We start from the raw sequence: 16,012 nt of genomic DNA on the forward strand, positions 1-16,012 counted from the left end.
CAGGCTAATTTTATAAAGACTGGGTTGCTTGTATTTTAGGTAACTCAGAACATACTAGAGCGTGTTGTTTTCCCACAAAAAATGCCAAACCGTGCTTGTCTAATAAAGCTCTAAAATTAAGTATTGATGGGCCTTTAGCAATGACTTTCATTGCTTTGAGCTTTGTAATTGCTAGCACCCCTTGTAGCTGAAAATCGTAACTTTCTTGTTGTAAAACACGTTTACTAAAGGTCGAGCTAAGTAGCAGATAGTCAAAATTAATATCGGTTAGTAAATTAAGTTCGCATCGATCTTTAGCAAAATTGTTTAAACCAATTGAATAACCAAGTTGTGATAGCTTTTTGAGGTTTTCTATTTGTGTTGCGCTTGCGTGACGAATTTCTTGTTCATCAAATAGCAAACAGAGCTGGCTATGTCCTTGTTGTTTATTTAGCGTATCTGTAAATAAAACAAATTCGTGCTCCTCGAGTAGTAAACCAGAACAAGGAACCAGCGCCATAGTTACATTTGCGGTAATTGCTTGTGCATAAGCGCGTTGTAATAGCTGTAACTCTATCTCAAGGTGCTGTTCTTTATCTGATGCAAACTTTTTCAAAATATCAAAGCTAGTAAAGCCAAGTATTGGGTGTTCACCAAATGCTTCAAATAAAGATTCAGACTGATGTTGCTCATCAAGCGTAATTATTTCTGAGCTTCTAAAACTCATAGGTAATATATCAAGGTGATGTTGTGCTTTTAGTGCCTGCGCAGGTATTGATTGCGTTAATAGCGGATGAAATAGCTCGTAGCGATTTTTTCCGGAGTTTTTAGCGTGATACATTGCAGCATCGGCATCACGAATAATTTCATCCGTATGCGTATAGCTTTTCTTTGAATAGGTTATCCCTATACTTGCACCACTTTGTAAATATTCCCCTTTAAGGCAAAAAGGCTTTTCCATTAAGTCGATAATACGATTGGCAACATCTTCTGCTTGTTGAGGCTCAGTTAAGTGCGTTAATAAAATAACAAACTCATCGCCACCTAAGCGTGCTAGTAAATCATGTTCGCGTATACACTGGGCAAATAACTCACTAACGTTAATTAAAAACTGATCGCCAGCATGGTGACCAAGCTGGTCGTTAATGTCTTTAAACTTATCTAAATCAATAAATAAAACAGCAAAATTATGTTCAGGAAAGCGCTGATAATGTTGTAGTGTTTTTTCAAGCTGAGTTAAAAAGAGGCTGCGATTAGGTAAGCTAGTAAGAGAGTCGTGATGTGCGTCGTGATAAAGCTGCTGCTCTATTTTTTTACGCTCATCTATTTGCATTTGTAAGTGCAGATTTGTTTGACGCAGTTCTTTGGTTTTTTCGTTTACTCTAAATTCGAGTTCTTGGTGGCTTTTTGCAATAGCTTGATTGGTGAGTTTTGTTTGTAAAACCGCTGCAATTTGATGAGATACAAAGGTAATTAACTCGCAATCATCCCGGCTGAAAATATGTTTGTTATCGTAAGCTTGGCAAACAATAAGGCCGATAACTCCTTGAGCTGTTTTAAGTGGAGCGCCTAACCAACTAGTGGCCATTTGCTCTTTTTGTACAGGCTTAGCTCTTTGTACTACACCGCTTTCTATTAATTCTTTTGCTCTACACGGGTGTATAAGTTGCGTTTCTTCAGTGCTTATTACCAGTTCACTATAACCTTTAGCAAAGCGTCTTGGTTGTGTGTTTTCTTTAAATTCATCTACACAATAAGGGAAGCTTATCCAGCCAGACTCTTTATCGTAAAGTGCAATATATAAGTTTTCTGCGTAGGTAATTGTTTTTATTATTTCATGTATCTTAAAGTAAGCATCATCAAGATTTTTAGCTTGCGTTGCTATTTCAGATATTTTAAACAGAATTTGTTGGCGTTGAAGTGCGCGTTTGCGTTGTTCTATTTCAAGGTTTAACGCGTCGTTACTTTGAGTGAGTGCTCGGGTACGAATTTTAACTTCTGACTCAAGGAGCTCTCGTTTTTTTACACGCTCTATTGCAGTTGCTAAATAAAGCGACATAAACTCAAGTAATTGTATTTGTTGTGAGCTATAGCCTTGTTTTGTATCGTAACTTTGCGCTGCTAAAACACCGATAATATTATGTTCTTGGTAAACCGGTACACCTACCCAATGCTCTGCTGGAGTGCCTAATGCTTTAAATAAGCCTTCTGCTGCGGCATTTTGCATTTGCTGCTTGGTAAAACATGTGGTTTTACCCTGTTTAAATACATAACCAGTGGCACCTTCATCAAAGCTATTTGATTGGTTAAGGGCGACGGCAATACCATCTTTTTCATCTGAAAAGTAAGAAAGTTCTAACGATTGACTGTATTGATTTAATAGCACCACATAAAAACTTTTACTCGGCACATATTTTTGTAAAATGTCGTGGATAGCGGGATAAAGTAGGGTTAGCTCGGCAACAGTACTTGCTTGCTCTGATAATTGTATCAGCGCATTTTGTAAGTGATGTGATTGTTTGTATTTATTGAGTAATGTTTTTAGACGTTTATTTTGATACGCCAATTTACTCGATACTGAGAGTTTATCTTCCAATGATCTAACCGGCTATTTTTATTGTATAGTTATTAGCCTTATACTTTCACTTTTAGCGCTTATCGTCAAGTTGATATTCGTACTACCATACTGGCTAGAAACACTATTTTAGGTATTAAAAAAGGCTTACCGAAGTAAACCTTTTTAGTGTATTTCAGCTGTATTTACTTAGATGTCATGAAGTCGATAGCAGCGCTTATCTCATCATCAGAACAATCCATACAGGTGCCTTTTGGAGGCATCGCATTAAAGCCATTTAGTGCATGCTCAAGTAAAGTGTCTTTACCTTTAGCTATACGTGGAGCCCAATCGTCAGGCGATTTAGGCGCGCCTAGTGCACCAGTACCGTGACATGCAAAACATGCACCTTGATACACTTGCTCACCAGAACGAGGGCCTGTAGGCGCGGCTGCTACAGCAGCTTTATCGCCTTCAAGGTATACAGCACCAACCGGCGCGAGACGTGCTTTAATTGCATCTTCAGTCATAGAGTTATCATATGGCTGTGCGTATGCAGTGGTTGCTAGCATTAATAATGCTGCAGCTGTTAATTTTTTCATTTTGCCTTGCTCACTTCGATTTGAACGTGATCAATCACGATTAAAGATGACGGAAATTAAACCGATTATAACTCTCTGAGCCAATTTATAAAATGCTAAGAGGCGTTTTTATTAATAAAACTGACTACTTTTTGCGTTAACGCAATAAAATTTAATTATTTACTGTTTTTTGTTAAGCAATTTAATAAGCGCAAACAGTCATACAATTAACTTTTAGATCCTAAGATCAATTTATTGATAATACGCTACTAACTAGTTTTTCGATCCCTGCATCGGCTTCAATAATCGATTGCGCAAGCATATAAGCTGGGGTTGTAACTAGCTTATTTGGCTGATCAATAACAACATCATCTACTGCACAATTTATATGTTTAGCGCCTAATGTGCTTAGCGCTTGTGCTGTCTCTGTATCGTTACCAATAGTAAGTACGGCGTTATCGTAAATAAATGGGATCAAAGCGGGTGCAATACACATATAACCAGCAGGCTTATTTTCTTTTGCAAATGATTTACAAGCATTAAGTACGTCTTTATTAATATTTGCTTTTACGCCTTTAATTGCAAAGTCACATAAGTTTTTTGCAGCGCCAAAACCGCCAGGTACAATTAATGCGTCAAACTGTGTTACGTCTAGTTCAAGCAGTGATTTAATGTCACCCCGTGCAATACGAGCCGCTTCTGTTAATACATTACGTTTATCAGGCATTACTTCGCCCGTTAAATGGTTAATGGTATGAAGTTGTTCAATATCCGGTGCAAAACACTGATACGTTGCGCCATTTTTGGCTATATGCAATAAAGTTAAAATTGCTTCATTAATTTCACTACCATCGTACACACCAGACCCTGCTAATATTACCGCTACGTTTTTCATGCTTTTGTGCCCCTAAAGTCTTTTTTATAAGTCGATCGGATGAAGTCTAACATGCTCAAAATTTCTCGCGAAAATAAATTTTTAGTACAAAAATCATTCTCTATGCAAGTTGTATTGCGGTTTATGCCATTTGCGATCACTTTGCCTTTAAAAAAATTATAAAGGATCGCTATGATCTTCGATCCATTGTGCTAGAATACTCCTCCGGTTATTTAAATGGACGCGAATAATCAAAGTGAATAACAACACAAGCAGTCGTTAGAAAACCTTTTTCCACATTGGTTTAAAATAATAAAAAAAGAACCTCGTATTATCTTTTTTAAATTAAAACATACAGTTAAAGTATTTTCTAGGCATTTTATAATGCTTTGGAAGAATAGCTCGTGGCTGTTATCTACACACTTATCCACAGCTTGCTATAGTTTTAATAACACGATAAGCAGTAATTCACTGTCGTTTTATTTACTACCTTATGGCATGCTTATAATTACCTTAATTTTTTGCATTTAGGATCCAAATTCACCATGGCTCAGATCCCCGAAAACCCACTTATTTTAGTTGATGGCTCGTCATATTTATTTCGTGCTTATCATTCTCCGCCGCATTTAACTAATTCTAAAGGTGAAGCTACGGGCGCTATTTATGGCGTGATCAACATGCTTAAAAGCTTGATCAGACAATACGATCCCTCACATATGGTGGTTATATTTGATGCTAAAGGTAAAACGTTCCGTAACGATATGTATAGCGAGTATAAGGCAAATCGTCCGCCTATGCCGGATGACTTACGCACTCAAATAGCACCGATACACAGTATTATTAAAGCGATGGGCTTTCCGCTAATTAGTATTGAAGGCGTTGAAGCTGATGATGTTATTGGTACATTTGCACGTATAGCGTCAGAGCAAAAACGACATGTACTCGTCTCTACTGGCGATAAAGACATGGCACAGCTTGTTAATGAACACGTTACGCTAATAAACACGATGACTGACAGTATTTCAGATCCCGTTACCGTGGTTGAAAAGTTTGGTGTAGGCCCTGAACTTATTATTGATTACTTAGCATTAATGGGTGATAAGGTCGATAATATTCCGGGTGTTGAAGGTTGTGGTCCTAAAACTGCAGTTAAATGGTTAGAAAAATATGGTTCTCTTCAAGGTGTAATGGATCACGCCAGTGAGATTAAAGGTAAAATAGGCGAAAAGTTAGCAATTGCTCTTGATCATCTGCCTTTAAGCTACGAACTTGCGACAATTAAGTGTGATGTTGAAGTTGAATCTGATCTTGATACATTCAAACTTCAAGAGCCTAATAAAGACGAATTAATTGCATTATATGGTGAGTGCGAATTCCGTCGTTGGTTAGCTGAATTACTTGATAATCCTAAAGATGCTGAAACACATTTAGCTGTACCTACCCAAGCCACTGAATTACCAAAAGTAGAAGATGCTCATTACGAAACTATTTTAACGCAAGTGCAATTTGATACGCTAATAGAGCAATTAAATAGTGCTGAGTTATTTGCATTTGATACTGAAACAACCAGCCTTGATTACATGAAAGCGCAATTGGTGGGTATGAGCTTTGCCGTAAAAGCGGGTGAAGCTGTGTATTTACCGGTAACGCATGACTACCCAGGTGCGCCTGAGCAATTAAGCCTTGAATTTGTAATGCAAAAGCTAGGTCCAATTTTGGCAGATGAAAACAAAGCTAAAGTAGGGCAAAACCTTAAATATGACAAAAGCGTATTAGCGAATGCAGGTTTTGCGCTAAATGGTATTAAGTTTGACACTATGCTTGAGTCGTATGTATTTAATAGTGTAGGCACGCGTCACGATATGGACTCGCTAGCACTTAAATACCTAGGTCATAAAAATATTAGCTTTGAAGATATTGCTGGCAAAGGTAAAAAGCAACTTACCTTTAACCAAATTGAACTTGAAAAAGCAGCGCCTTACGCCGCTGAAGATGCCGATATTACTTTGCGTTTACACGAAGTGCTTTGGCCAAAAATAGCAGCTGATGAAAAGCTAAAATCGGTATTTGAAGATATAGAAATGCCACTTATTAGTGTGATTTCTGATATTGAACGCACCGGTGTTGCGATAGATAGCAATATGCTTGCAGCGCACAGCCAACGTTTAGGCGAGCGTTTAATTGAGCTTGAAAAAGAAGCGTTTGAAATAGCAGGCGAACCATTTAACTTAAGTTCTCCAAAACAGCTACAAGTACTGTTGTTTGAAAAGCTTGGGCTGCCTATTATTAAAAAAACGCCTAAAGGTGCACCTTCTACCGCAGAAGAAGTACTGCAAGAACTTGCTCATGATTATCCGCTACCTAAAGTAATTATAGAGCATCGTGGTTTATCAAAGCTTAAATCAACGTATACCGATAAATTACCATTAATGGTGAATGAGAAAACCCAGCGTGTACATACGTCTTATCATCAGGCAATTACGGCTACGGGGCGCTTGAGTTCAACTGATCCTAATTTACAAAATATTCCTATTCGTTCAGAAGAAGGACGTCGTATTCGTGAAGCGTTTATAGCCGCAGATGGTTATAAAATTGTTGCTGCCGATTACAGTCAAATTGAGCTGCGTATTATGGCGCATCTTTCACAAGACAAAGGTCTATTAAATGCATTTGCTAACGGCTTAGATGTACATAGTGCAACTGCCGCTGAAGTATTTGGTGTAGAGCTTGATGATGTAACTACCGATATGCGCCGTAAGGCGAAAGCAGTAAACTTTGGCTTAATTTACGGTATGTCGGCATTTGGTTTAGCACGTCAGCTAGATGTGCCACGCCACGAAGCGCAGCATTACATAGATAAATACTTTGAGCGTTTTCCCGGTGTATTAGAGTACATGGAAACAACACGCGAAAAAGCAGCTGAAAATGGCTACGTTGAAACAATATTTGGTCGTCGCCTACATTTACCAGAAATAAACGCACGTAATGGGGCGCGCAGAAAAGGAGCCGAACGTGCTGCTATAAACGCACCAATGCAAGGTACTGCCGCCGATATTATTAAAAAGGCAATGCTGAGCGTTAACCGCTGGGTACACGAACAAGCGCCAAATACAATTAAGCTGCTTATGCAAGTGCACGATGAATTAGTATTTGAAATCAAAACAGACTGCGCACCACAATACACAAAACACATCTGTGAACTGATGTCGCAAGCTGCTGCGCTAGATGTACCACTTATAGTTGAAGCTGATGAAGGTGACAACTGGGAACAAGCCCATTAATGTAATTTGAGCATTTTAATTAAAGCGCCTTTTGGCGCTTTTTTTATGTTTAATAAAAATGGCGAATAACAGTGATTCAATCAGGTATATGCAAGCTTTAGTTAAAATAAGGTTAATTTAAGCAACTATTTGTATTAAATAGTTATATGTTCGTCAATTCGAGCTGTTTTACAGGAATATGATTGTATTTTAATGCGTGCTTTTGTTAAAGTCCCGCCTGTCCTATCCTGTAGGACATCCTGTTGATGATGCATCTGAAAGGGTGCAACAAATTGATAGCTTCTCCCCAGTTTGCTATACCGGCCTACCAACTTGTTTGGTGGGCCGTTTTTTGTTTTACGCCTGAAAATCCTATCTAATTAATTCTTTATTGCGCTATACCAATTGTATTATTCATTCGTCATTTCGAGGTGGTTTGGGTACATCGCAGGTGATACCATCGAAGTGATATTATTTTTATTCTTTTCATTTTATTACTAAGGAGTGCGTTATGTTTAAAGCATTAGCTATTGCAGGTTTTTCTTTATCAAGTTTAGTTATTTCTAATGTTGCTCAGGCCAATTGGCAGCTAGTGAATGATAAAAGCCAATTAAGCTTTGTTTCAATTAAAAAAGATTCGATTGCTGAAGCTCACCATTTTACCAACCTTGAAGGTATGCTTTCTGATAAAGGCGAGTTTAGCGTTAATGTTGATTTAACATCAGCCGAAACTCTAATTCCTATTCGTAATGAGCGTTTAACGACATTTTTATTCGAAGCCGCTAAATTCCCCAATGCTGTTTTAACTGCAAATTTAACTAAAGAACTGAGCAATATTAAAAAGCCTGGTCAATATGTATTGAAGGGTATTAAAGCTGAGCTTGATTTTCACGGTAATAAAAAGCCATTGGCAATTGATGTACTCGTTAACAGCACGCAAAGTGGTGATTTAACGGTATCATCATTAACACCTATTATTATTAATAGTGATGATTTTGGTATAACCGAAGGCGTTAAAAAGCTGCAAGAGCTAGCGGGCTTACCTTCAATTGCAACAGCAGTGCCTGTTACATTTGCAATTACACTTAAAAAACAGTGATTTCTTTAAGTGAGCTTAGCAAGCAATTAAGCGAGCCAAGCAAACCTTTTGATAGTTGGCAGCCTAATCATTGTGGTGAACTGCCAATTGTCATTAATCATGAGGGGAAATGGTTTTACGATGGCAGCGAAATAACACGCCCAGCCATGGTGAAGCTGTTTGCTTCTGTTCTATGTAAAGAAGGTGAGCAATTTTATTTAAAAACACCTGTCGAAAAAATAACAATAACGGTTGATGATGCGCCGTTTATTATTGTTGATTGGCGTTTTGAAAATACAGTGCAAGGGCAGGTGTTGTGCTGTATTGATAATTTAGCTAGGCAGTGGTTGGTGAGCGCTCAGCAGCCTTTAGTTATAAAAGACTATAAAGGGTCAAAAGTGCCTTATCTAAAGCTACCTTATGGCTGTAGTGCGCGTGTTGCGCGAAGCGTATATTATCAGTGGGCTGAAAAAGCCGAGTCTGATAAGCTCGGCTATTTTATTAAATCTGCAGGAAAGCAGTTTTATTTATCGTAACGCCAGCGTTTAAGCCTCTGGGTTAGTTTCGTCTGTGATTGTTTCATCGGTAGGTGGTACAGCAATAACAGGACCTAAAAACCATTCATCTAGTTTTTTAGCTACTTCTGGTAAACCCGTGCCTTTTAATGATGAAAATGCATGAACTGTAATATCCCCATCAAGCGTGCTTAATTCACGACGAACTTGCAGTACTTGTGATTTACGAGGGCCTTGCTTTAATTTATCGGCTTTAGTTAATAGTGCCAATACTGGAATCTCACTACCAATAGCCCAATTAATTAAATCGCGGTCTAAATCTTTTAATGGATGACGAATATCCATTAAAATAACAATACCTTTTAAGCTTTGACGCTTTTGTAGGTATTCGCCTAGCGATTTTTGCCATTTCTTTTTCATTTCGATTGGTACTTTAGCAAAACCATAGCCTGGTAAATCGATAAGGCGCATATCGTCAACATCAGCTAAATCGAATGTATTGATTAGCTGAGTACGTCCAGGTGTTTTACTTGTACGTGCTAGCTTCTGATCGGTTAATGCATTTAATGCACTCGACTTACCTGCGTTGGAACGACCGGCAAACGCAACTTCAATTCCCGTATCAGCAGGTAATTTAGTAATGTCGGGAGCGCTTGTTACGAAAGACGCAGTATTATATTTGATACGAGATTTGAGCACAGGCTCTCCTAAAACTTAAATAAATAACGTTGAGTAAACCAAATTCACTCAGGGCGCGTATTTTATACTATAAAGGATGTATTAAAAAGCGTATTTAACCACCTAAAAACAGCACCTATGGTACATTTAAAACATGTTAAAGCTTAATCTAAGTCAAAACCCTGTAAATTATAAGCTTAATATGTGTAGAAAACGTGCCAGAGAATTTATTATCGTGTAGAATATATGTATTACAACATCACGATTGTAGATGATACAGGGTCGGAAACAGAGAATTCACCATGAAAAAAATAGCACTATCTTTAACAATATTGCTTGGTGCGTTGTCAGCAAGCAACGCAACAGCATTTGATGGCGATGTAAACGCAGGTAAAGAAAAATCAGCAACGTGTGCGGCTTGTCACGGCCCAGACGGTAATGCGCCGGTTAATATTTACCCTAAAATTGCAGGTCAACATCCAGATTATATCCTCAAGCAACTTCAGGATTTAAAATTAGGTATGACGTCAGGCGGCAAAGAAGGGCGTATGGATCCAGTAATGAGCGCTATGGCTATGCCACTTAGCGAGCAAGACATGAAAGATCTAGCTGCTTATTTTTCTTCAATGAACATGACTGAAGGTGCTACACCTAAAGATGTTGTTGAAGTTGGCGAGATGCTTTTTAAAGCAGGCGATGCAGAACGTGGAATTCCATCATGTGCAGCATGTCATGGCCCACGTGGTAATGGCTCGTCACTTGCTAAGTTTCCAAAAATTTCTTTTCAGCATCCAGGATATATCAAGGCTCAACTTGAAAAATTCCGTGATGGTACTCGTCATAATGACTTAAATGGCATGATGGGCGATATTGCAAAAAAATTAACAGATAAAGACATCGAAGTACTTTCTCAGTATTTAGGTGGCTTACACTAAAGTCGTATTTATTTAGCAGTTAATAATAAATAAACTACAATGTGTTAAAAAAAGCGGCCTAGGCTGCTTTTTTTGTGTCAAAAATTAACGACATCGTCCGTTTCAATGTAAGACATTGACCATGTCTGGTTGTAAGAAAAGTCTTCTTTTTATTTTTGATTATAGATTAACTTATTGTAATTTATGTTTATTTTTATATCTCAATGTAATAAAGATAATAAAAGTTATATAAACCAGTTGTAACAAAATCATTAACGAGTAAATTAACCACTGTCGCAAAACAACAATAACAAAACGGAAATAACTATCAAGGAAAGTAACGCGGCATGACTACATAGCATAAGATTAGTGCTACTAAAGGAAATAATAAAAAAGTGTCAGGATGACCGAAAATAATAAAAAACTCATGGAAGTTTAATAATAAAAACAAAATGGAATGTAACAAGGAACGTAAAAATAATAACAATACGGACTGATAATAATAAAAATAATAAAGACTAAAAAAAGTCGAAGGGAGAAGTGTCCAGATAATGGCGCTCAGATTAGCAGGCGGTAGAGATGTTTTCTCTACCGCCTTTTTATTTGTCCTGTTACAATACCCACCGTTTAAAATTAGCGATTAATTAGCTAAGGCGCTTTTAAATGAGAGACCCAACCTCTAAGCGCAAACTGAATTCTTCTGGCTAGGCCAGCACTGCGATGCCCATTAATTTGCGCTTCGCTCAAAACCTCTTAAGTGAGATGATCAAGATATGAGTAGAACTAAAAAGTCACGCAAAAGCCCAGCAAACGGACCTGTTCGTTTAAGCCAAGATAAGCTTAAAGAAATGCGCGCATTAAAAGAGCAGCGAGTTAAAAAAACCAAAGGTGCTAAGCCAGGTTCTCGTAACGCGCCAGATTTACTAGATAGCGAAAGCCATAATGCTGGTCACGCGCCTAAAGATAAGCGTGTAGGCAGTAAAAAGCCTGTACCATTAATTGCAACTGCGCCTGAGCCTAAAGTTGAAATGAAACGCAACTTAAAGCCAACTATTGAGCTGAAAAAGGTAATCGAGCCTGAATTTACACCTGAACAAGAGCTAGAAGCACTTGAGAATGACGAGCGTTTACTTAAATTAGTAGAGCGTCATGAAGAAGGTGAAATGCTAACTGGTAAAGATGCTAAGTACTTTAATAGCCGTATTGCTCGCCATCAGGCGTTATGTGAAATTCTTGGTATTGAAGACGAGGATGAAGACGAATTTGAAGATGACCTTGAAGATGATATTGAAAGCAAAGGCAATTCTGATTTCGATCAATACTTATCTGACGATTTAGCCAACGAATGGTTAGATGAAGACGACAAATAGTAAGGATAAATAATGAGTACCGCGGTAATTTTAGCCTTACTTTTAGGCGCTGCTATAATAGTTGGTCTGGCATTTTATGCGGGTCAGTTGCTGTATAAGTTAAATGCGCAAAAAAAGTTAATTGCTAAAACGCAGGCTGAACAAAAGCAAAAGCTTGAGAAGTCGCGTTTAAAGCGAAATGCCAAACTAGCCGATAGTATTCATTTAATTGCGCGTGCAATGAATGAAGAGCAGTGTGAGTTTTCTGAAGGCTGTTTACGTATTTGGGTACTTATGTCTCAATATGGCTTTGAGAGCGAGCGTGATTTAACGACACAATATCCTGGCATTTATAAAATGTACCAGGTAGTTAAAGAAATGCCGACACACGATGCACGTAAAAAATATGCTAAAAAAGAAATTTTTAAGCTAGATAAAGCTCGCTGGCAAGCTGAAGAAACACTTAAAGATGAAGTTAAAGCCGATTGCGCTAAAATTATCATCGAGTTTAAAGCCGCTCCTGGCAGCGATAAAGTGGTTTTTAACTAGCTTTAGTTTTTCGAGTACTCAAAAAAAGCAGACCTTGGTCTGCTTTTTTTATGCGTAAAAATTTTCATACTAATTGCATTAAATTAGTGATCTGCTAAATCACTCGTGAAAAACGCGTCGCATTTATTTGTTTTTGTAAATGAGCATCGAAGCACATGCAAATAATACGAATGAATAAGTTGCCGCGTGGCGTTACGCTAATTTTATTATCATTTATAGTGACTAGTTCATCTTTTATAAGTGGCGTAAGCGCAATTAACGCATCCTCAAAGTAGTCATTAAATATAAGCGCATGCTTTTCGCTAAAGTCTTGTATATCTAATTCAAACTGGCAAATGAGCTGCTTAATTGCATCAGCACGAATTACATCATCATGTGTTAAGTGCATACCTTTATTAAGAGCACAGCCGATTTGTGTTTCGATGCTGTGGTAATAATGTTTTAATTCTTTTTGATTTTGTAAAATGGCAGTGCCAATTTGTGAAATTGATGACACGCCTAAGCCTAATAAATCACAATTTCCATGGGTTGTATAACCTTGAAAATTACGATGTAACTTGCCTTCATTTTGCGCAATAGCTAGTTCGTTATCGGTTTTTGCAAAGTGGTCCATACCAATAAATTGATAGCCTGCTTGCGTCATCTGCTCCAGCGTGTTTTTAAACATAGTGAGTTTATTATGTGCACTGGGTAAATCTGCATCTTTAATCTTACGCTGTGCGGCAAAGCGCTCTGGTAAATGCGCGTAGTTAAACACCGATACTCGGTCAGGGCTTAACTCAATAAGTTGCTCTATAGTTTGCTTAAAGCTCTCTGGCGTTTGCAGAGGAAGCCCGTAAATCATATCTGCATTAATAGATTGAAATCCCAGCTCGCGAGCTTGTGTAATTAATTGCTTGACCGTATCTGCATTTTGCGGGCGATTAACAGCAAGTTGCACGTCGTCGTTAAAGTCTTGAATCCCAAATGAGACACGGTTAAAGCCAAGCATCCTTAAATCAACGAGCATATTATCGGCAAGTGAGCGTGGGTCTATTTCAATGCCGCGCTCTGTTGTGCTTGTAAAATTAAAGTGCTGCTCTAAAAGCGCCATTAAACGGGTCATTTGTTTTGCGGTTAAAAAGGTGGGAGTACCGCCACCTAAATGTAATTGCTCAACCGTGTAGCTTTTAAATAAAGGCGCTTGGGCAGTAATTTCTTTTGCTAAAAAGTCGAGATACGTATCTGCCTTAGATTGATGGCGGGTAATTATTTTATTACAGCCACAGTAGTAGCAAAGCTGACTACAAAACGGGATATGAATATATAGAGAAAGTGAACGGCTCGTTGATGATTCTACAGCGCTAAGTAGGTCTTGTTGTTGATATCCATCACGCAGTGATAGAGCTGTGGGATACGAGGTATAACGCGGGCCAGACACATTATATTTGTTTATTAGGGTTTGATCCCATTGTGGAAGTTTAATCATCACGCGCACCTAAGTATTTATTTAGGGGGTGATTATAAAAAAGTACGCAGTGAGGCGGTTTGATCTATAACAAAAAAGGTGCCGAAGCACCTTTTTTAATAAAATATCAATTAATGCGGTCTAATTAATACGTAACAGTATGGGCATCTTTGAGATATTGAAATAACTCTTTATAACCTTTACCCGGCTTTTCAGCTTTCGCTTCTTTCGCCGCATTACGAACCAATTGACGCATTTGCTGACGATCAAGAGACGGAAACTGTTCAATAGTCTCATTGATAAGGTCATCACCTTGTTCAATTAGGTCTGAACGTAATTGCTCAATTTTTTTGACCAATACTTCAGCTTGGTTATTTTTATTAAGCATTACATCGATAATCGCTCTAATAGCGTCAATGTTTTCTACAGTACGCAACGTTTTAGCGATGTAGTTTAAGTGACGGCGGTACGCGTCACTTTTATTACTTATTTTATCAGCAACAACCATTGCCGCTTTTAAATCGTCATTTAATGGCAGGCGTTCGCGCTGTTTTTTACCCATTTTGGCAATTTCAGTACCTAACTGATGAAACTCTTGCGCTTCGCGCTTAAGCTCCGTTCTTGATACATATTCAATTTCTTCTTCAATTTCAGCAGGCTTGCCTTTTTTCTTTGCCATGGGGTGCTCTTAAATAAAAATAACTTTTGCCATTATACATGAATATGATACTTAGGAATATTAGCTGATGTGATGCATTGAGTGTGTTAGCATTTAAATATAAGAAATGCGTGCATTATGCCTCTAAGGCTCAGGACTTAATTTATGAAAAGCCAACAAAACGATCCAATTTATTCTCAAATATCGCAAGTTAAAGATGCGGTAGCAGAAGTACTCGAACATGCCAAAAAATTAGGCGCAACAGCTGCAGAAGCGGCTATGTCTAGCACGTCTGGTTTATCGGTTAGTACACGAATGGGTGAAGTAGAAACCATTGAGTTTAACCAAGACGGCGGCTTAGGCATTAGTGTATACGTTGGTAATAATAAAGGTTCGGCGTCAACCGCTGATTTAAATCCAAAAACATTGCGCATGGTAGTCGAAAAAGCGATTGATATAGCCAAATTTACATCGGATGACCCATTTAACGGCGTTGCTGATAAAGAGTTACTTGAATTTAATCCTAAAGATTTAGATTTATACCATCCTTGGGATGTAAGCCCTGAGGAAGGTATTGAGCTTTGTCATGCTGCTGAGCAAGCTGCATTAAACGCAGATGAGCGCATTGTTAACTCTGATGGTGCGAGTTTTTCATCTCACCAAGGATTACGTGTTTATGGTAACAGCCATGGTTTGATAACTGGCTTTCCACGCACTCGTCATAGCATTAGTACGATGGTAATTGGTCAAGATGGTGAGCAGATGCAACGCGACTCTGCTTATACTGTTGCCCGCGACCAAGCGGGTTTAAATGACGCAGCGGCAGTTGGGCTTGAAGCAGCAGCTGAAACATTGGCTAAATTAAATAGCCAAAAGTTAGGCACAATGAAAGTGCCTGTTATTTTTAGAGCCGATATTGCAAATTCATTGTTTGGTCACTTAGTGTCGGCAATTGGTGGTGGTGCGCTTTATCGTAAATCAAGTTTTTTACTTGATAGCTTAGGCACACAAGTATTTAGTAATTGTGTGAATATTGCCGAGCGCCCACATATTTTAAAAGGGTTGGCGTCGTCACCGTTTGATAGCGAAGGTGTTAAAACATTCGATAGGGAAATTATTCAAGGCGGCGAGCTACAAACTTATTTATTAGCAAGTTATGCCGCGCGTAAAATGAATATGACCCCAACAGGGCATGCTGGCGGTATACATAACTGGCTTGTTGAGCAAACTCATAACGATTTAACTGCACTATTAAAAACGATGGGCACCGGCTTATTAGTTACAGAGCTAATGGGGCAGGGCGTAAATACCGTAACGGGTGATTACTCTCGTGGTGCTGCTGGTTTTTGGGTTGAAAATGGTGAAATTCAATATCCTGTAAGCGAAATTACCATTGCTGGTAATTTAAAAGATATGTTTAAAGGCATATCTGCTATTGGTGGTGACATAGAACGCCGTGGTGGTATTCAAACTGGCTCAGTATTAATAGAGCAAATGCAAATAGCCGGCGCATAGTATTAATACGCAGTGTATACTTAGACCTAGAGTATTATCTCTGGGTCTAAGTGAGCTTTTA

13 protein-coding genes are annotated in these 16,012 nt (G+C 38.4%); 7 read left to right on the forward strand and 6 right to left on the reverse strand.

Annotated features, from left to right (window positions below; genetic code table 11):
• Positions 1-10: 10 nt before the first annotated feature.
• From PARC_RS01690 to elbB, 3 genes are all read right to left on the reverse strand, one after another.
• Positions 11-2,575 (reverse strand): sensor domain-containing diguanylate cyclase, encoded by a 2,565-nt coding sequence (locus PARC_RS01690; RefSeq protein ID WP_010553825.1) that lies wholly within the window; start codon positions 2,573-2,575, stop codon positions 11-13.
• 164 nt (positions 2,576-2,739) lie between these two features.
• Complete coding sequence (locus tag PARC_RS01695) at positions 2,740-3,135, reverse strand: c-type cytochrome (protein ID WP_007582093.1); 396 nt, start codon at positions 3,133-3,135, stop codon at positions 2,740-2,742.
• A 226-nt stretch (positions 3,136-3,361) separates the two neighbouring features.
• Positions 3,362-4,009, reverse strand: coding sequence for an isoprenoid biosynthesis glyoxalase ElbB (elbB, locus tag PARC_RS01700; protein WP_010553824.1), 648 nt, complete (start codon positions 4,007-4,009; stop codon positions 3,362-3,364).
• A gap of 524 nt (positions 4,010-4,533) precedes the next feature.
• On the opposite strand from elbB, the gene polA reads away from it, so the two are divergent.
• From polA to PARC_RS01715, 3 genes are all read left to right on the forward strand, one after another.
• Positions 4,534-7,269: a DNA polymerase I gene (gene polA, locus PARC_RS01705; protein WP_010553823.1), complete on the forward strand. Its 2,736-nt coding sequence runs from the start codon at positions 4,534-4,536 to the stop codon at positions 7,267-7,269.
• Between the two features lie 490 nt (positions 7,270-7,759).
• Positions 7,760-8,347, forward strand: a complete 588-nt coding sequence (locus tag PARC_RS01710; RefSeq protein ID WP_010553822.1) for a YceI family protein — start codon at positions 7,760-7,762, stop codon at positions 8,345-8,347.
• Positions 8,344-8,862, forward strand: a complete 519-nt coding sequence (locus PARC_RS01715; RefSeq protein WP_010553821.1) for a DUF1285 domain-containing protein — start codon at positions 8,344-8,346, stop codon at positions 8,860-8,862. The genes PARC_RS01710 and PARC_RS01715 overlap by 4 nt, the downstream gene beginning before the upstream one ends.
• A 9-nt stretch (positions 8,863-8,871) precedes the next feature.
• Here the strand turns inward: PARC_RS01715 and yihA are convergent, their stop codons facing one another.
• Positions 8,872-9,540 (reverse strand): ribosome biogenesis GTP-binding protein YihA/YsxC, encoded by a 669-nt coding sequence (gene yihA / locus PARC_RS01720; RefSeq protein WP_007377272.1) that lies wholly within the window; start codon positions 9,538-9,540, stop codon positions 8,872-8,874.
• A gap of 281 nt (positions 9,541-9,821) precedes the next feature.
• Between yihA and PARC_RS01725 the strand changes: the two genes are divergently transcribed.
• The 3 genes from PARC_RS01725 to PARC_RS01735 all read left to right on the forward strand — a co-directional run bounded on the left by PARC_RS01725 (position 9,822) and on the right by PARC_RS01735 (position 12,331).
• Complete coding sequence (locus PARC_RS01725) at positions 9,822-10,454, forward strand: c-type cytochrome (protein ID WP_007582080.1); 633 nt, start codon at positions 9,822-9,824, stop codon at positions 10,452-10,454.
• A gap of 752 nt (positions 10,455-11,206) precedes the next feature.
• A complete protein-coding gene (yihI, locus tag PARC_RS01730; RefSeq protein ID WP_007582074.1) occupies positions 11,207-11,803 on the forward strand; it encodes a Der GTPase-activating protein YihI in 597 nt (198 codons plus the stop codon).
• Positions 11,804-11,815: 12 nt separating this feature from the next.
• Positions 11,816-12,331 (forward strand): DUF2489 domain-containing protein, encoded by a 516-nt coding sequence (locus tag PARC_RS01735; RefSeq protein ID WP_010553820.1) that lies wholly within the window; start codon positions 11,816-11,818, stop codon positions 12,329-12,331.
• 94 nt (positions 12,332-12,425) lie between these two features.
• Here PARC_RS01735 and hemN read toward each other — a convergent pair whose 3' ends face one another.
• Together hemN and yjgA are read right to left on the reverse strand one after the other, a co-directional pair.
• Positions 12,426-13,799, reverse strand: a complete 1,374-nt coding sequence (gene hemN / locus PARC_RS01740) for an oxygen-independent coproporphyrinogen III oxidase (protein ID WP_010553819.1) — start codon at positions 13,797-13,799, stop codon at positions 12,426-12,428.
• A 124-nt stretch (positions 13,800-13,923) separates the two neighbouring features.
• On the reverse strand, positions 13,924-14,457 hold the full coding sequence (yjgA, locus tag PARC_RS01745; protein ID WP_007582068.1) for a ribosome biogenesis factor YjgA: 534 nt from the start codon (positions 14,455-14,457) through the stop codon (positions 13,924-13,926).
• Positions 14,458-14,601: 144 nt separating this feature from the next.
• Between yjgA and pmbA the strand changes: the two genes are divergently transcribed.
• Positions 14,602-15,951, forward strand: a complete 1,350-nt coding sequence (pmbA, locus tag PARC_RS01750) for a metalloprotease PmbA (RefSeq protein ID WP_007582066.1) — start codon at positions 14,602-14,604, stop codon at positions 15,949-15,951.
• The last annotated feature ends 61 nt before the right edge of the window (positions 15,952-16,012 follow it).

This window comes from Pseudoalteromonas arctica A 37-1-2 (assembly GCF_000238395.3).
Lineage (GTDB): Bacteria > Pseudomonadota > Gammaproteobacteria > Enterobacterales > Alteromonadaceae > Pseudoalteromonas > Pseudoalteromonas arctica.